This window comes from Ruegeria atlantica, from assembly GCF_013032005.1.
In the GTDB taxonomy this organism is placed as follows: domain Bacteria; phylum Pseudomonadota; class Alphaproteobacteria; order Rhodobacterales; family Rhodobacteraceae; genus Ruegeria; species Ruegeria atlantica_A.
On the sequence record NZ_WQBE01000020.1, the window covers coordinates 1 to 16,059 of the forward strand.

Annotated in this window: 17 protein-coding genes; 10 read left to right on the forward strand and 7 right to left on the reverse strand. The window is 55.4% G+C overall.

Annotation, left to right across the window (positions count from 1 at the left end; translation table 11 throughout):
- Together GOX21_RS21135 and GOX21_RS21140 are read left to right on the forward strand one after the other, a co-directional pair.
- Nucleotides 1–1,353, forward strand: coding sequence for a glycerate kinase (locus GOX21_RS21135; protein WP_368040051.1), 1,353 nt, complete (start codon nucleotides 1–3; stop codon nucleotides 1,351–1,353).
- Nucleotides 1,354–1,905: 552 nt separating this feature from the next.
- The gene (locus GOX21_RS21140) at nucleotides 1,906–2,535 is read left to right on the forward strand and encodes a helix-turn-helix domain-containing protein (protein WP_170379885.1); all 630 of its coding nucleotides are present in this window, start codon (nucleotides 1,906–1,908) and stop codon (nucleotides 2,533–2,535) included.
- Here GOX21_RS21140 and GOX21_RS21145 read toward each other — a convergent pair.
- The 5 genes from GOX21_RS21145 to GOX21_RS21165 are packed head-to-tail and all read right to left on the reverse strand — an operon-like array spanning nucleotide 2,513 to nucleotide 6,876.
- Nucleotides 2,513–3,010: a GNAT family N-acetyltransferase gene (locus tag GOX21_RS21145; protein WP_170379887.1), complete on the reverse strand. Its 498-nt coding sequence runs from the start codon at nucleotides 3,008–3,010 to the stop codon at nucleotides 2,513–2,515. The two genes, GOX21_RS21140 and GOX21_RS21145, sit on opposite strands and share 23 nt — an antisense overlap.
- Before the next feature lie 28 nt (nucleotides 3,011–3,038).
- Nucleotides 3,039–4,106 carry a heme-dependent oxidative N-demethylase family protein gene (locus GOX21_RS21150; protein WP_170362861.1) on the reverse strand — a complete coding sequence of 356 codons (1,068 nt, stop codon included), beginning with the start codon at nucleotides 4,104–4,106 and terminating at the stop codon, nucleotides 3,039–3,041.
- A 13-nt stretch (nucleotides 4,107–4,119) separates the two neighbouring features.
- Nucleotides 4,120–5,082, reverse strand: coding sequence for a PDR/VanB family oxidoreductase (locus GOX21_RS21155; RefSeq protein WP_170352114.1), 963 nt, complete (start codon nucleotides 5,080–5,082; stop codon nucleotides 4,120–4,122).
- On the reverse strand, nucleotides 5,079–5,675 hold the full coding sequence (locus GOX21_RS21160; protein ID WP_170379889.1) for a dimethylamine monooxygenase subunit DmmA family protein: 597 nt from the start codon (nucleotides 5,673–5,675) through the stop codon (nucleotides 5,079–5,081). Before GOX21_RS21160 ends, GOX21_RS21155 begins: the two co-directional genes overlap by 4 nt.
- A 55-nt stretch (nucleotides 5,676–5,730) precedes the next feature.
- Entirely contained in the window at nucleotides 5,731–6,876 is a 1,146-nt protein-coding gene (locus tag GOX21_RS21165; RefSeq protein ID WP_170379891.1) for an aminomethyltransferase family protein, read from the reverse strand.
- Nucleotides 6,877–7,218: 342 nt separating this feature from the next.
- Between GOX21_RS21165 and GOX21_RS21170 the strand changes: the two genes are divergently transcribed.
- From GOX21_RS21170 to GOX21_RS21200, 7 genes are all read left to right on the forward strand, one after another.
- Nucleotides 7,219–8,592 (forward strand): ammonium transporter, encoded by a 1,374-nt coding sequence (locus tag GOX21_RS21170; RefSeq protein ID WP_170362869.1) that lies wholly within the window; start codon nucleotides 7,219–7,221, stop codon nucleotides 8,590–8,592.
- Between the two features lie 11 nt (nucleotides 8,593–8,603).
- Nucleotides 8,604–8,819, forward strand: coding sequence for a hypothetical protein (locus GOX21_RS21175; RefSeq protein ID WP_170352110.1), 216 nt, complete (start codon nucleotides 8,604–8,606; stop codon nucleotides 8,817–8,819).
- Nucleotides 8,820–8,965: 146 nt separating this feature from the next.
- The gene (locus tag GOX21_RS21180) at nucleotides 8,966–9,895 is read left to right on the forward strand and encodes a class II glutamine amidotransferase (protein WP_170379893.1); all 930 of its coding nucleotides are present in this window, start codon (nucleotides 8,966–8,968) and stop codon (nucleotides 9,893–9,895) included.
- A 1-nt stretch (nucleotide 9,896) separates the two neighbouring features.
- Nucleotides 9,897–10,580 carry a GXGXG domain-containing protein gene (locus GOX21_RS21185; protein WP_170352108.1) on the forward strand — a complete coding sequence of 228 codons (684 nt, stop codon included), beginning with the start codon at nucleotides 9,897–9,899 and terminating at the stop codon, nucleotides 10,578–10,580.
- A 20-nt stretch (nucleotides 10,581–10,600) separates the two neighbouring features.
- The gene (locus tag GOX21_RS21190; protein WP_170352119.1) at nucleotides 10,601–11,929 is read left to right on the forward strand and encodes an FMN-binding glutamate synthase family protein; all 1,329 of its coding nucleotides are present in this window, start codon (nucleotides 10,601–10,603) and stop codon (nucleotides 11,927–11,929) included.
- Nucleotides 11,930–12,008: 79 nt separating this feature from the next.
- Nucleotides 12,009–13,337: a type III glutamate--ammonia ligase gene (gene glnT, locus GOX21_RS21195; protein ID WP_170362875.1), complete on the forward strand. Its 1,329-nt coding sequence runs from the start codon at nucleotides 12,009–12,011 to the stop codon at nucleotides 13,335–13,337.
- Between the two features lie 64 nt (nucleotides 13,338–13,401).
- Nucleotides 13,402–14,112: a type 1 glutamine amidotransferase gene (locus GOX21_RS21200; RefSeq protein ID WP_170379895.1), complete on the forward strand. Its 711-nt coding sequence runs from the start codon at nucleotides 13,402–13,404 to the stop codon at nucleotides 14,110–14,112.
- Between the two features lie 10 nt (nucleotides 14,113–14,122).
- On the opposite strand, the gene GOX21_RS21205 is transcribed toward GOX21_RS21200, so the two are convergent.
- Complete coding sequence (locus GOX21_RS21205; RefSeq protein ID WP_170352105.1) at nucleotides 14,123–14,557, reverse strand: group II truncated hemoglobin; 435 nt, start codon at nucleotides 14,555–14,557, stop codon at nucleotides 14,123–14,125.
- Between the two features lie 141 nt (nucleotides 14,558–14,698).
- On the opposite strand from GOX21_RS21205, the gene GOX21_RS21210 reads away from it, so the two are divergent.
- On the forward strand, nucleotides 14,699–15,541 hold the full coding sequence (locus GOX21_RS21210) for a DMT family transporter (RefSeq protein ID WP_170379897.1): 843 nt from the start codon (nucleotides 14,699–14,701) through the stop codon (nucleotides 15,539–15,541).
- Here the strand turns inward: GOX21_RS21210 and GOX21_RS21465 are convergent.
- Nucleotides 15,526–16,059, reverse strand: a 534-nt coding sequence (locus tag GOX21_RS21465; RefSeq protein WP_217353063.1) for a hypothetical protein, incomplete at its 5' end; no start/stop codon positions are given. The two genes, GOX21_RS21210 and GOX21_RS21465, sit on opposite strands and share 16 nt — an antisense overlap.

The window sequence follows — 16,059 nt, forward strand, 5'->3', positions numbered from 1 at the left end:
ATGCCTCAATCCGTCAGGCCGAAGTGCTGGTCGAAAAAGCAGGCCAGATCGCAGCGGCTTGATCGCATCATGACTGTGCAATCGTCCATATCGCTGCGCGATAGAGCCGCCGCCATCTTTGCAGAAGCCGTCGCTGCGGCGGACCCGGCGAAGTGCCTGCGCCAGCGGTTGCAATCAGCCCCATTGCCATCACCAGAACATGGCGGGCGCAGCATCCTGATTGCAATTGGGAAGGCTGCCCCTGCCATGATGGAGGAGGCATTGCAGCATGTTCAGGGCGATCACGTCGCCCTGATCGTAACCCATAGCGATAACCGGAGCGAAGTCCCCGGTGCGACGGTTTTGACCAGCGGGCACCCCATCCCGGATGAACGCGGTTTGAAAGCCGGGCGACAGATCATCGCATTGCTCAGCGCAGCACGTAAGCAGGATCAAATCATTGCACTGATCTCCGGCGGGGGGTCGGCCTTGGTTCCCGCGCCTGTTGATGGTTTGACCCTTTTGGACAAAATTGCGGTCAATGAGGTTTTGTTGTCTTCCGGGCTGGACATCGTTCAGATGAACCTTGTGCGCCAGCACCTGAGCCAGCTCAAAGGCGGCGGGATTTTGCTGCACGGCGCACCTGCCCCGATCACGGCGTATATCCTGTCGGATGTCATCGGTGATGATCTTCGGGCCGTAGCCAGCGGACCAACCGCCTTACCAATCGGCAGCCACGCGGACGCCCGCAGAACCTGCATCGAGGCCGGGATCTGGCACCGGCTACCAAAAGCCGTCCGAGCCCATCTGGAGAAGAGTATTCCTGAACATACCATAGCAGTTGAGGCAACAAATAGCCTGATTGGGTCGAACACAATTAGTTTGGAAGCCGCGTTTCGCTATGCGGCGCAGAACTACCGTACTGAAATTGTGTCCGACGCGTTGATTGGAGATGTGTCCGACGCGGCTGAACGGATTTTCCAAGCAGCCTTGTCCGCCACTTCGAACCGCCCAACCGCCCTGCTGTTTGGTGGTGAAACGACTGTACGTCTGCAAGGAACGGGTTGCGGCGGGCGCAACCAGGAATTGGCACTGCGCGTCGCCCAACTGACGCAATACCGCACGATACCCGGAAATTGGGTTTTTCTTAGCGGTGGTACGGATGGCCGCGACGGCCCAACCTCGGCGGCTGGCGCGATAGTGGATGCAGGGACGCTCACCCGAATCCGCGCGTCGGGACATGACCCTACCGCTCTGTTGGCGAGCAACGACAGTCATAAGGCTTTGACGCTGTCTGGTGATCTTCTGATGACCGGAGCGACCGGGACCAATGTAGCCGACATTCAGGTAATGCTGCTTGGGTCTAACGTTTGAAAGCCCGCGAATAGATCAGCAGATACTTAGATCTGTATTAAGCGATCTTCAGGTTTCAAACTCATCAAAGAGACACACACCGACCACAATTGCTGGATGCTGGCGGGGAACGATTTCGAACCCAAGCCGAACTATGGCAAAGTGATCAAGGGTGTCGGAGAGTCGTCACACCAACTTATAGTCGACAAAGAAATTCTGATGTTCGAATTTCGAGCGGCCCCTGTTTGTCTCACTCTCGGAGTTAGAGATGGTTGTTTTCAATGCGAACGTTCAGGCCTTAGTACAACCAATTATCCAGATTCGGTACAATCTCGTTTGCTACCCACGGCGGTTCTATCACAGAGGTCAGGCATGCTATCGGTAATACCGTCTAGCCATAGAAATTTGAGTTCTAGGATTTTTCTGTCAGCATCATTATTTTACTAGCAGGAAAAAATGGTGCTATGGTAGACCGAGTTGGATTGGGTAATGCACGTCGTCTTCTTGCAGAACCCGTTTGGACAAGTGTAGCAAGACATTGAAAGAACGAAATTGAAAAAAAACGAAAAAGAAATGGCGACAAATCTGACACAGGATCCACATTCTGTTCGCTCGGGTGACAGAGAAAAAGTTCTTGAAGTTGCCATTGGTCGCGAGGTTCGCGCTTTTCGCAAAAAGCAGAATACTACGGTCGCGGAATTGGCTCAGCTGACCGGATTGTCGATTGGTATGCTGTCTAAGATCGAAAACGGGAACACATCGCCTTCCCTGACGACTTTGCAATCGCTTGCTGATGCACTTTCAGTTCCTCTGACAAGCTTTTTCAGACAATTTGAAGAGCGCCGCGAGGCGGTTCATACCAAAGCGGGTGAGGGCGTCGAGTTAGAGCGCGAAGGAACACGCGCCAATCATCAATATAATTTGTTGGGGCATATTGGTGCCAACGGTTCTGGCGTAATCGTAGAGCCCTACCTGATCACACTGACCGTCGAATCCGACGTGTTCCCAACATTTCAACATGATGGAATCGAGACGATCTACATGCTGGAAGGCGAGGTAGATTACCGCCACGGAGACAAGATTTACCCCCTGAAACCGGGTGACACCTTGTTCTTTGACGCCGACGCACCGCATGGTCCGGAACGGTTGGTGAATCTGCCGGCACGCTACATTTCAGTGATCAGCTATCCGCAGACAAATTGACCGGCTTGCGCAACAAGAAATCCGTGGGTCTGTCATAGCCGACGTGGCTGCCGGCACTTACGATTGTAAATCCAAGCCTTGAAAACACACGGTGGTTTTCAGTGAGTTCCACGCGCGTTTCCAGTTCCAACGCTGATAGACCAAGGTCTGCTGCACGACTTGCAGCGTGATCTACCAAAGTGCGGCAGATACCCCGCCCCCGCATTCCTTCCTTCACCGCCAGCTTTCCTAGGTACAAGCTGTTGGCTTTGGGCGTCAAAAACATGCACGCGAATAGTGGTTGGCCCATGGCCCAGATTTCACCACCACCCCTACAATGCGCCTGCATTCCTTCCACTGTTAGATTATGGATAGACGAAGGAGGATTAATTCGGGCATCCATATACCGAAATGACGCGCGAAGCAGTGCAAGCGCGTCATACAATGCGAAGTCATCGGGCTGAATGAGCCAAGGTGTTTTGCCTGCATCAGTCATATGAGCCAAAACACGTCAAGGTGATCGCTTACTTTGACAAAGGCGGCTCGGTTTCCAGATCCGGCCATATACCGGGAGAGGTCGGTAATCCGTCGTCAAACTGACTAAGGTAGTCCAACATCATTGGGCGGTTGTCGATAAACCCCTTGTAGGTGGCGAGTTCAACCGGAAGGTCGCGAACAACACGGTGCAGCCGGCGACCCCATTTCGGCACCGTCATCAGATCTTGAAAACTGCAAAGATAACAACGGATTGGGAATACTAGCGCGTTTGATCGCGGCAATCGGAAGAATGTTTGCAATTCGACCCGAAGATGCTGCTTATGGGCTATGTTTTCGGGCGTCAGTGTGGTCTTTTGGATGCCCCATTTGTGATAGTTTTCCGGGCTGGTATCCAACAGCGGGTTCACCGTCATGGTCCAGTTCAGCCGCCGTGCTGGCGCGCCCTGTTGAATGTTCAGCAGAAACTTCAGCGCGCGCTTGAAAATTCCCATCTCATGGGCTTTTGGAACCGGCGCGTGCCATTCGAAAAAATTCATGCCGATGTCGAAATCCAGGCTCCAATCGGCCTGGGTCGTGACCATACCAGCGTCCATCCACAACATCTCGTCCCGCTGGTCCAGCACTGCGAAATCGCCTTGCGCCTGACGAGTAATGTACTCCATCGGCCCGTAAGGCAGCGTGGTTTCATCCATGAAGGTAAAGCTGTGATCGATCCCCAGTGGCTTGTTGATCCAGCGCCACTGGTTGCCGTTGCGGTGCAGCTCGAACAGGTCCGGGTAGTCCTCGGATTTGCTGACCATGATCAGTTCCAGCAAGTCCCAACCCGCCAATGTCATATGCGGCAGAGACTGACAGCGCAGCGGGTCCTGATCCAGAACGATGGCGCGGTCTTTCATTTCCGAGACATAGTGTTCATCCACGTCGAACCGCATCTCATAGACCGAGCCCTCGGGCCCGCCCCGGTGCTGTTCCATGTTGACAGAATACATGTAGCTGTCTTCGTGGAACGGAAACGGAAAGCGTTTGATCGCCCATTCCGAGTTGTGGAACGTATAGTCGTCGCGGAAGGACTCGTCGTTGAATTGAATGGTCATGGTGGGCCTCCTCTCAGCGGTCCAGCACGAGGGACTTGCCCTCGAAACGCGATACGCAGGGCATGATTTTTTTGCCTGCTGCCTTTTCTTCGTCGGTCAGCCAGTGATCGCGGTGAACAAAATTGCCGTCGTGATCCAACACAACGGTTTCGCATTGGCCACAGGCCCCGCCTCGGCACAGATACGGGGCGTCGACACCTTCGCGTTCGATAGCCTCCAAAAGGCTTTCGTTTTCACCCACATGAATGACCTTGTCGGAAGACGCCAGACGCACTTCGAACGGTTTGCCGGGCTGAGGCGCTAAGAATTCCTCGTAATGCACGCAGTCTTCGGGCCAGCCTTCTGCGGCGGCAGTATTGCGCACCCAATCGATCATGCCCTTTGGTCCGCAGACATAGACATGGGTGCCCAGGGGTTGCCCGCTGAGAAGGTTTTCCAGATCAATCGCCTGGTTCTGATCGTCGTAGTACAGATGCGTTTCGTTCGGATGCCTGTCTGTCAGCTGATCCGCATAAGATGCCAGCGCCTGATTACGGCACGCATAGTGCAGTTCCCAATGCCCATGCAGCAGTTCTAGCTGTTTGATCTGCGCCAGAAACGGGGTGATCCCGATACCACCGGCCAGAAACAGGTGTTTGCGGGCCCGCAAATCAAGCGAGAATAGGTTGACCGGGTAGCTGATGGTCATCTCGTCGCCCAGCTTGACCTGACGGTGCATGAACAACGACCCTCCCCTGCCCTGATCATCGCGGCGAACCGAGATCGTATAGGATGATTGATCGAACGGATCGGACATCAGGGAATAAGGGTTGAGCCGCGTGATGCCGCCATCCTGCATTTCGACCACGGTATGTGCACCGCCCGAAAAGGTTGGCAACTGACTGCCGTCAACGCGTTCGAACCGGAACCGTGTTACCAATTCGTTCAGCGGGGTAATTTCTGTAACTTTGACCTGAATTTTCTCTGCGCCACTCATTCGTAGATTCCCTTCGGCTCGGGCACGTTCCCATGGTCCTCAGCGTCAACGCGGACGCCCTGATAGGCGGCAAGGCGGCGGGAATAGTGGTCGCGCACAAAAAGGTTTAAACCACAGTGCGAGCAAACAAACGGATCGACCTCGACATCATCGGTAATGCCCTTGCAGTGCACACATTGCATACGGCGCGCAGTCGAGCCGCGATGCTCGGTCTGGATCGCGGTATGTGGCAAGCCAACAGCCATCACCTCATTCATAGCCTGACCCATCATGCCCTCTGTGCCGGTCAGATAGACCTGCAACCCCATATGCGCATCCTCCAGCACACGGCGAATGCGCTGTAGCGCGGCCTCATAGGACGGGCCTTCGTAGAATTGCGCGGGATTCAGCGCTTGCAGTTTTGTCGTGAAATCCGTCCCTTTGGGAATATAGATCAAGTGGGTTTTGGCCATCAGGTCAGGTGTCGCGATGTCAAGAACGGCTTCGGCCCCTTCGGCCTCGGCGATCATGAGATGATGTTCACCTGAGCGAACCTCTAGCGTACCCCAGACCGGGCGGCTTGCGATTGACTTGGGAAATTCGAACTTTGACATTTTGCCCTCAAATAGGAAAAGGGCGCCTCGGTGTGTCCGTTGCGCCCCCTTAAACTCAGCCCTTTGCGGTTCTGATCGATTTGTCCTGATCGTAGAACGGCATCTCTTCCGCAGTCGCTGCTATTTCTGTCCCGTCGCCGTTTCGTACCGTCAGCTGGGTGCCGGGTGAGGCACAGGCGACTGGCATCCGCGCGATACCTACGTTGTGGCCATTGATCTCGGAATGCATGCCGAAGGTGACAACGCCGACCTTCTCACCGTTTTGCAGCAGATCCGCGCCCTCATCCGCCGGAGTTGTACCGTCCAGTTTGACACCGTAAATCTTGAACCGCTCTTTACCTTTCGAGGCGTAGTGGTTCTCGGCACCGATAAAACCAGTTTTGCCCGGTGAGACTGTAAATTCCAGGCCCAGTTCCCAAAGCGTATCGCCGCATGTTTCATCGTCGAACGGATAGGTTTCCGAATTGTCGCCTGGATAGAACAGAAGGTAGCTTTCGGTTCGCAGCAGATCGAGTGTCGAGAACTGGACCGGAACGATGCCCATATCCTTGCCTTCGGCCAGGATGTTGTCCCAAAGGTGCACGGCATGCTTGGCCTGACAGAAAATCTCGTACCCGCGTTCACCGGTGTAGCCGGTCCGCGAAATCATCACTGGGCAGCCATAGAGCTTGGTTTGCATGATACCGAAGTAGGCCAGATCACGAATTCCGGGAACATGCTTGGCCAGGAAATCCACCGCAACCGGTCCCTGCAAAGACATGTCGTGCATGTCGTCGTCAAAGATGACCGAACAATTCTTGCCAGCCGCCACTGATGTCAGCTGCTCCATGCCCGTTCCTGTGCCGTGCACGACAAGCCACGTGTTCACCGACAGGCGGTAGATGATGCAATCGTCAACGAACTTGCCCTCGGGATTCAGGATCGACGCATAAGTCGACCGACCCGGCATGATCTTTTCCACGTTCCGCGTGGTAACGCGGTCAATAACATAAGCCGCATCTTCGCCGACCACGTGAACCTTTTTCAGACCCGACACATCCATCAGACCGGCCTTAGTACGGATGGCTTCGTAATCCGCCTTGGCGCGTTCCGGGCTATGGTCATAGAACCATGCGGTTCCCATACCGTTCCAGTCCTCTAACTCGCCGCCGATCTCGGCATGGCGCTGCGCAAGGGCGGACGTCCTCCAAAGAATGGCCATTGTTCAGCTCTCCCGTTGATTGCTTTTTTGTTGACCATATTGAGGCCGATGTCAGATTGAAAATCAACACCCATGTGCAGATTTTTTTCCTGTTGGGAATATTAGGCTGCAATTTGTGCACCCTAATACAAATTACCGAGAATGACATAAGTGGTTATTTATCAATGCCATGGGTTGAATTTCGACGGGCCTAAAAGTGCATGAAACAAATGCCTAAAAGATGTTTGCCCCACATATCTATTGACAGGTCGCCAATGAAATTGTCCCCTGAGTAGATAAATATTCCCAGCAGGAAATTCTTCGCAGAAAGACCTCCTGCTGCAACAACAGGGAGACTACGAAGTGGATGGTAATCTAAATGCACTAACGACGGTCTTTACCGAGTTCTACTACTGGGTAACGGTCGTTTTCATGTTCCTGATCCATGTGGGCTTTTGCATGTACGAGGTCGGTGCCAGTCGTGCCCGCAACCATATGCACACATTGATGAAAAACATCATGATCATCCCGCTGGTAACGGTCACGTTCTTCTTCTTTGGATGGTGGATTTACTGGGCCTTTCCGAACTTTCCGTTCTGGGGCGGTCTGGACACCGAAGCGGGCGCTGCCAATCTGCCCTGGGCAGATACGATGGCGACCAATTTAAGTGACAGAATCACCGGCGTCTTCTGGGCCGCGTTCTTGCTGTTCTCATGGACTGCCGCCTCGATCGTTTCAGGTTCTGTAATCGAGCGGATCAGATCTTCTGCCCTGTGGGTCCATGCTGTGATGATTGGTTCTGTCTGGTGGATCATAGACGCTGCATGGGGCTGGCACTATGGCGGCTGGATGGTACGCCTTCTTGGATACCACGACGCCTATGCTTCAGGCGTTATCCACGCGATTGCAGGTGGTTACGCGCTTGGCGTGATTATGGTTCTGGGCCCACGCCTGGGTAAATTTGCCAAGGACGGTACGCCGCGGGATATTCCGCCGCACAACCCCTGGATGCTAACCATCGGGATATTCCTTATCTACACTGGTTTCTGGGGCTTCTACGCCGCGTGTAACGTTCCAGCGATCTCGCCTGAGGCAATCGACGGTCAAATCACAGGTGTGACTTGGACCGCAACCAACATCTATCTGGCCCCAACTACGCTCTCCGCGATTACCTTCAACTTCCTGATGTCGCTGTCCGGCGGGTTGATGGCAGCGTATGTGGTTTCCAAAGGCGACGCCTTCTGGACATTCTCGGGCGGTCTTGCCGGAATTATCACCGCCTCGGCAGGTAACGATCTGTATCACCCGATCCAGGCAATGATCATTGCCGCCATCGGTGTCGTGATCGTTTACAAACTGCACTATTGGGTTGAGCGTCGGTTCAAGCTGGATGATGCCGTTGGGGCTGTCGCCGTGCATGGCTACGCAGGGTTCGTTGGCTTGGTGATTTCGGGCTTTGTCCTCTGGGGTGTGCCTTCTTCACCATATGAAGGCTACGCGACGATTAACCCGGTCGGTCAAATCACTGGTGCTGTCATCATGTTCTTTGTTCTTGGCTTCTTGCCAGGTTGGATTCTGGCGAAAATTCAATCGGCCGCTGGTGTTCTGCGCATCCCGGAAGAAGTTGAACTTCAGGGTCTCGATTACGCTGAACACCATGCCTACGAAGACGCCAAAGCCGCGATTATTGCAGCCGACAAGGAAGAACTGGCTGCCCGTGGCGTAGCAGCTAAGTAAGGGAGAATAATATGTCTACCAATGGATATACAAATTGGGCCGTGGATCTGGCCGAAGTCGGACCAATCTATCCCTTCCAAGGTTACGAAGTTCTGATGGTCATTGTGGGCGTCATATTCTGGATCGGATGGCATCGCATCCAATTTGTCCGGGAAGGCGAGCACCTTGAGAAAGCCCGTCACACCGGCGACGAAGAAAAGGTGAAAGCACAGCTGGAACGATACTGATCCGGCTTTGAAAGCTGGCAATGGGCATAAATCTAAATTCTTGCCCATTGCCTCTCAGGAAAATTTATTTCCTATGATTATTGATGTCCGTTTGAATTGTTGGTACCGTAGAATCATAACGAAACACACAAGGAGATCTGCCAGCCATGTGCGGAATTGTTGGATTATTCCTCAAAGACCAGTCTCTTGCGCCCGAACTGGGCAATATGCTGACAGACATGCTGATCACGATGACGGATCGCGGCCCCGACAGCGCGGGGATTGCGATTTATGGTGAGGAATCAGGTGGCAAGACTAAGATGACGCTGCAGTCGCCCAATCCCAAGGACGACTTTGCCGGTCTAGCCGAAGAGCTGGGGCAGCACTTGGGCCTGGTGGTAAGCCAGACTGATAATGACACGCACACTGTGCTAGACGTTCCGGCCGGGCAGTTTGAAGCGGCACGGGCCGCGTTGGCAGAGATCCGGCCTTCGGTCCGGATCATGAGCCGGGGCGAGATGCTGGAGATCTACAAGGAAGTTGGCCTACCCAAAGACGTGGCTGCGCGCTTTGACATCAGCAGCATGAGCGGCACGCATGGCATTGGTCATACACGCATGGCGACGGAATCTGCGGTCACGACGATGGGTGCGCACCCGTTCAACACCGGACCCGATCAGTGTCTGGTTCACAACGGCTCGCTGTCAAACCACAACTCGCTGCGCCGCAAGCTGCGTCGCGAAGGAGTGGTAATCCAAACCGAAAACGATACCGAGGTCGGTGCCGCCTATCTGACCTGGAAGATGATGAACGGGGCCACCTTGGGTGAGGCGCTGGAAAGCAGCCTTGAGGATCTGGATGGCTTCTTCACCTTTGTTGTCGGCACCAAGGATGGGTTCGGCGTGGTCCGCGATCCGATCGCCTGCAAACCGGCAGTAATGGCCGAGACCGATCAATACGTGGCCTTTGGCAGCGAATATCGGGCGCTTGTGAACCTGCCCGGCATTGAAGACGCCCGCGTCTGGGAGCCGGAACCGGCAACGGTTTACTTCTGGTCCCACAATGACAGCCCGACAACGACGGAAAAGGCCGCCTGACATGCAGACCTATGATCTTGAAGCAAACGGCCTGCGCGGGCTGAACGCAACGCTGCAATCGCAATCCACCGAGACGAACCAAACCAGCTGGGAGGTTGTGAACCCCAAGGGCAGCCACGCGATTGCCGTCGGGCTGGACGCGCCCATCGAAGTGACAGTCAAGGGGTCCACCGGCTACTACTGCGCTGGCATGAACCAGCAGGCGACGATCAAGGTTGAAGGCTCGGTCGGGCCTGGCGTGGCCGAGAACATGATGTCCGGTCAGGTGATCGTCGATGGCGATGCCAGCCAGTATGCCGGGGCCACGGGTCATGGCGGGTTGCTTGTGATCAAGGGCAATGCAAGCTCGCGTTGCGGAATTTCGATGAAAGGCATCGACATCGTTGTGCATGGCAGTATCGGCCACATGTCGGCCTTTATGGCACAGGCCGGTAACCTTGTGGTCTGTGGCGATGCAGGCGACGCGCTTGGCGACTCGCTGTATGAAGCGCGACTGTTCGTGCGCGGCTCGGTCAAAAGTCTCGGCGCTGACTGCATCGAGAAAGAAATGCGCCCCGAGCACCTGGAGATTCTGAAGGACCTGCTGGATCGCGCAGGCGCGGACGCCAGTCCGGAAGAGTTCAAACGCTACGGCTCAGCTCGCGAACTGTACAACTTCGACATCGACAATTCCGCCGCTTACTGAGGAAGAAGGGTATGAAAGATATGGACGATCAGATCCCCCGCACCCTGCCGATCCAGTCGGCGACATTTTCCAACCCGATCAATGCCGAGATCCGCCGCGCCGCAGCCACGGGCATCTATGACATCCGCGGTGGCGGTGCCAAGCGCAAGGTGCCCCATTTTGACGATTTGCTGTTTCTGGGCGCGTCGGTGTCACGATATCCGTTGGAAGGCTACCGCGAACGCTGCGACACCTCGGTAACGCTGGGCACGCGCTTTGCCAAGAAGCCGATCGAACTGGACATTCCGATCACCATTGCGGGCATGAGCTTTGGCGCTCTCTCTGGGCCGGCGAAAGAAGCCTTGGGCCGGGGCGCATCGGCAGCTGGCACGTCAACCACCACCGGTGACGGCGGCATGACACCCGAGGAACGCGGTCACTCCAGCAAGCTGGTCTACCAGTATCTGCCCTCGCGCTATGGCATGAACCCAAACGACCTGAGGAAGGCCGACGCGATCGAGATCGTGGTCGGTCAGGGTGCCAAACCCGGTGGCGGCGGTATGCTGCTGGGACAGAAGATTAGCGACCGTGTGGCCGAAATGCGCACCTTGCCCAAGGGTATCGACCAGCGCTCGGCCTGTCGCCATCCTGACTGGACCGGCCCGGATGATCTGGAAATCAAGATCCTCGAACTGCGTGAGATTACAGACTGGCAAGTGCCGATTTATGTCAAGGTTGGCGCGACCCGCCCCTATTATGATACGGCATTGGCGGTAAAGGCCGGTGCCGATGTGGTGGTGATGGACGGGATGCAGGGCGGTACGGCCGCGACGCAGGACGTCTTTATCGAACATGTGGGCCTACCGACGCTTTCGTGCATTCGCCCTGCCGTGCAGGCGCTACAGGATCTGGGTGTGCATCGCGAGGTTCAGCTGGTGATCTCGGGCGGAATCCGTACCGGAGCCGATGTCGCCAAAGCTTTGGCGCTTGGCGCGGATGCGGTGGCCATTGGCACCGCCGCGTTGGTGGCGCTTGGCGACAACGATCCGAAATGGGAAGCCGAGTATCAGAAGCTGGGCACTACCACCGGAGCCTATGACGACTGGCACGAAGGTCAGGATCCAGCAGGCATTACTACACAGGATCCCGATCTTGCCGCCCGTCTAAACCCGGTCGAGGCCGGACGCCGTCTGCGCAACTATCTCAAGGTGATGACGCTTGAGGCACAGACCATCGCGCGGGCCTGTGGTCACAACCACTTGCACAACCTCGAACCCGAAGACCTATGCGCCCTGACCATGGAGGCAGCCGCGATGGCCCGAGTGCCCTTGGCCGGTACCAGCTGGTACCCGGGCAAAGAAGGGTTCTGAAAAATAATTGCGCGGCTCTCTGACAAGGGCCGCGTTTTGCATTTGAACAACGAAAAACAACAGGGAAAGGAAAGCCATCGTGACGACAGATCTCGCAGCTTTCGCAAAAGAAAAAGGCGTCAAATACTTCATGATCTCTTTCACCGACCTGTTCGGTGGGCAGCGGGCTAAGCTAGTGCCCGCACAGGCGATAGCCGATATGCAAGAAGATGGCGCGGGTTTTGCCGGGTTTGCTACCTGGTTGGACATGACCCCGGCGCATCCTGACATGTTGGCAGTGCCGGACCCCTCCTCAGTCATTCAATTGCCGTGGAAGCCCGAGGTGGCTTGGGTTGCTGGCAACTGTGTGATGGAAGGCAAGGACGTCGCTCAGGCTCCACGCAACGTGTTGAGACGCCTGATCGGCGAGGCCGCCGAAATGGGCATGCATGTCAAGACCGGCATCGAGGCCGAGTTCTTCCTGTTGACCCCTGATGGCGAGCAAATCAGCGACCCGTTCGATACCGCCGAAAAACCTTGCTATGATCAGCAGGCGGTGATGCGCCGCTATGACGTGGTGCGCGAGATCTGCGACTACATGCTGGAATTGGGTTGGGGACCCTATCAGAACGACCACGAAGACGCCAATGGCCAGTTCGAAATGAACTGGGAGTTCGACGATGTCCTGCGCACCGCGGACAAGCACTCCTTCTTCAAGTTCATGACAAAGTCGGTGGCCGAAAAACACGGCTTCCGCGCTACTTTCATGCCCAAGCCCGTTGAAGGGCTGACTGGTAATGGTTGCCACGCCCATATCTCGGTCTGGGATGCGCCTGGGGCAGAGTCCAAAACGAACGTCTTTGCCGGTGAAGGCGAAGGCCCGACTGGCGAGGTTGGGCTGGGTGAACAGGGTAAGTACTTCCTGGGCGGGATCATGAAACATGCAAGTGCTCTGGCCGCGATCACCAACCCGACCGTGAACAGCTACAAGCGCATCAACGCGCCGCGCACCATGTCGGGCGCGACCTGGGCTCCCAATACCGTAACCTGGACTGGCAACAACCGCACTCACATGGTCCGAGTCCCCGGCCCGGGCCGTTTCGAGTTGCGTCTGGCCGACGGGGCCACCAACCCCTATCTGCTGCAGGCGGTCATCATCGCCGCGGGCCTGTCTGGCATCCGATCCAAGGCTGATCCGGGGCGGCGTTGGGACATCGACATGTATGCCGAAGGACACACCGTCACCGACGCCCCTAAACTGCCGCTGAACATGCTCGACGGATTACGCGAATACGACAACGATACTGAGCTGAAAGCCATGATGGGTCAGGAATTCTCAAGCGCATTCCTCAAAATGAAACACCAGGAGTGGAACTCCTTCGTCAGTCATTTCTCACGCTGGGAAAAAGACCACACACTCGACATCTAGACAAATCAGGGGCTGCAGACATTCTGCTGCCCCACCCCTTCGGTCAGACGGAGACCCGCACCTCGTGAACATTCTGATTTTCCAGCATACGCCGGGCGAAAACCCCGGAGCGTTTCTGGAACACATTTCGTCATGCGGTGATACGGCCAGCATTGTGCATCTCTATGATGGTCAACCGATCCCGCAGCTCGACGAATTTGATTTGCTTCTTGTTCTGGGCGGTCCGATGGACGTCTGGGAAATCGAAGCTAACCCATGGCTTGTGCGTGAGAAGCAAGCAATCAGGACTTGGGTTCAAGACTTCAAACGTCCTTATTTTGGTATTTGTCTGGGCCACCAACTTTTGGTTGACGCGCTAGGTGGGAAATGCGCACGCATGCAAAAGCCCGAGATCGGTGTGCATTCCATCAATCTGACTGATAACACGCGGGGGGATCCGCTGTTCGAGCTCTTGCCTCATCAATTCCGGGTGCTTCAATGGCATGGGGTTGAAGCTATTGATCTACCGGCCAATTCAGTAGTCCTGGCACAATCTGATGCCACTGCTGTTCAGGCATTGCGGGTTTCGGACTGTGCGTGGAGCGTACAATTTCACCCCGAACTTGTTCAGGGCACGATCCAATCGTGGATGGGCGACCCCGCCAACCATCAATGCGCCGTTGATTGGCTTGGCTCTGCAGATGCAGCGTGGGAAATGGTTTCTGACAGCGACAAAATAGTTGAAGAACAATTCAAGATAACATCCAGTATCTATAACAGATTACGACAGATCTGATCACACGCGATCAACCCGGAACCTCAAGGTTCTTTTCGCTGTCTGCTTCAACCCTCCAATCGGGGACATCGTTGACAAGCATCAGCGCAGCGCGGCGCAATGTTGTGCGCATTTTGTCCACCACTGGACCGTCCATTTCGCAATCTGCCAACGCGGCGTCAAAAGTTTCCAGCCAAAGCTCGGCATCCGCTTCACGTATCGGCACATGCGCGTGGATTTCTCGCAAGTCCATATGACCAAATCGCTCACGATAGTATGCACGACCGCCCAAAAACCCGCTCAGGAATTCGAACTGCGCCTGTCTTGTATGAGACAACCCATGACCGCGAAAGTGTAGCCTGTGCAGCGAATGCACCGCCGGGTCGGTCTCCATTCGGTCGTAGAACCGCTCGACAAGAGTCCGCAGCTTTTCTTCGCCACCGAGTTGATCCAAAGCCGATGACATAGGTCTCTTCTCCGAGCTGCCGTTGTCAATAAATATTGCATATCAGGAAAATAAGTTTATCACCAGTGACATGTTGGCGCGGTTGATATCGAGAGAAGGATACGAAATTTCCGGGCATTCCAAGTTGCGCGAGGTGAACGGATGAGTGCCCTTGCACTGGGTCTGCTGGCAGCATTGTGCTGGGGTTTTCACGATCTTGCCGTGCGATATGTCAGCCAGTCCGTCAGTGTCATTGCCGCATTGATGGCCGTGCTGGTTGCAGGGGCACTGTTACAGTTCGGTCTTGTGGCAATTTGGGCTGGGTTCGCCCCTATGTCCGCCAAGGCAGTGTCCTACGCAGTTGTAGCGGGCGGCTTTTACTTGCTGGCTGGCCTCAGCATGTATGCTGCGTTTCAGCGCGGGCCTGTACGTCTGGTTGCCCCGCTTGTCGCCAGCTATCCGGTCCTGTCTGTCACACTTGCGATTTGGCGCGGTTCCGAGGTCAGCATCTGGCATTGGCTGGCAATCATTGCCATTGGTGCCGGCGTGTCCATTGTATCGACTCGATCCGACGACAGTACAGAGTACCCTGCCGCCGGGCCGACGATTGCCTTTTCCATACTCGCTGCAGTCGGGTTCGCTGCAACGTTCGCTTTGGGTCAGTATGCAGCCGAACTGGGCGACGAATTCACTGTTTCATTGATTGGCCGTCTGACCGCTATCCCTGTGCTGGCAGCAATCGCTATTGCATCTCGCAAGTCGCTTTGGCCGGGCACACGAGCCCTACCCCTGTTGTGCCTGATGGGTGCGCTCGATGCGGTGGCAATTCTGTGCGTTGTGTCTGCCGGGGGGTTGCCTAATGCCCAATACGCGTCCGTTACAGCGTCGATCTTCGGGTTGTTTACCGTTGTATTGGCCTGGGCAATTTTGCGAGAGGAAATGGCTTTCTTACAATGGCTTGGATGCATAATTGCTTTTGTCGGAATTGGCTATCTCGCGATCTGAGCATCTCTCTTATCCAGCGCAACCCTATGGGCCTGATGGGCTGCAATCGCACTGTTCAGTATGCAATCAACTTCGCCCGGACGAACGGGTCCGGGATAGTGCCATGCCCCGGGGCGAATGAGGTCTTTGTGTCTCTGCAATTCACTTCGCAGGTTGAGTACGTCAATATGCGCAGGTACGTCAGGTAAAAGAAGGACAGCATAGACATCCACCGCCCCGCTCAGTTGTTTGATCTGAGTTTGACATTCGTCCTGCGACATATCTTTGCCCCAGAATTGCTGATCCAGTGCCATGTCTGTTTGTGCCGCGCGGGTTATTAAAGCGCGGATGCGTGCAACATTCGTCGAAGAGTGGCCAATTGACACTATCACCATACGCGTGGCGCGGCCCGCCAAACGCCAATATTGTAGCACTTTTGAACTAGCAGACTTGCTACCGCCTGATCGAAGAACGGCAGCAAATCTCAAGCTGTCAGGCCTTCGGGCTCTGGCAAGGCATTGGCGCGGCAGCAGGCGGTC

Coding starts and splice junctions, on each gene's coding strand:
- GOX21_RS21180 (WP_170379893.1), top strand. CDS start 8,966: ATGTGCGGAATTGTTGGATTATTCCTCAAAGACCAGTCTCTTGCGCCC.
- GOX21_RS21185 (WP_170352108.1), top strand. CDS start 9,897: ATGCAGACCTATGATCTTGAAGCAAACGGCCTGCGCGGGCTGAACGCA.
- GOX21_RS21155 (WP_170352114.1), bottom strand. CDS start 5,082: ATGAGTGGCGCAGAGAAAATTCAGGTCAAAGTTACAGAAATTACCCCG.
- GOX21_RS21160 (WP_170379889.1), bottom strand. CDS start 5,675: ATGTCAAAGTTCGAATTTCCCAAGTCAATCGCAAGCCGCCCGGTCTGG.
- GOX21_RS21190 (WP_170352119.1), top strand. CDS start 10,601: ATGGACGATCAGATCCCCCGCACCCTGCCGATCCAGTCGGCGACATTT.
- GOX21_RS21205 (WP_170352105.1), bottom strand. CDS start 14,557: ATGTCATCGGCTTTGGATCAACTCGGTGGCGAAGAAAAGCTGCGGACT.
- GOX21_RS21150 (WP_170362861.1), bottom strand. CDS start 4,106: ATGACCATTCAATTCAACGACGAGTCCTTCCGCGACGACTATACGTTC.
- GOX21_RS21140 (WP_170379885.1), top strand. CDS start 1,906: ATGGCGACAAATCTGACACAGGATCCACATTCTGTTCGCTCGGGTGAC.
- GOX21_RS21165 (WP_170379891.1), bottom strand. CDS start 6,876: ATGGCCATTCTTTGGAGGACGTCCGCCCTTGCGCAGCGCCATGCCGAG.
- GOX21_RS21145 (WP_170379887.1), bottom strand. CDS start 3,010: ATGACTGATGCAGGCAAAACACCTTGGCTCATTCAGCCCGATGACTTC.
- GOX21_RS21175 (WP_170352110.1), top strand. CDS start 8,604: ATGTCTACCAATGGATATACAAATTGGGCCGTGGATCTGGCCGAAGTC.
- GOX21_RS21210 (WP_170379897.1), top strand. CDS start 14,699: ATGAGTGCCCTTGCACTGGGTCTGCTGGCAGCATTGTGCTGGGGTTTT.
- GOX21_RS21135 (WP_368040051.1), top strand. CDS start 1: ATGCCTCAATCCGTCAGGCCGAAGTGCTGGTCGAAAAAGCAGGCCAGA.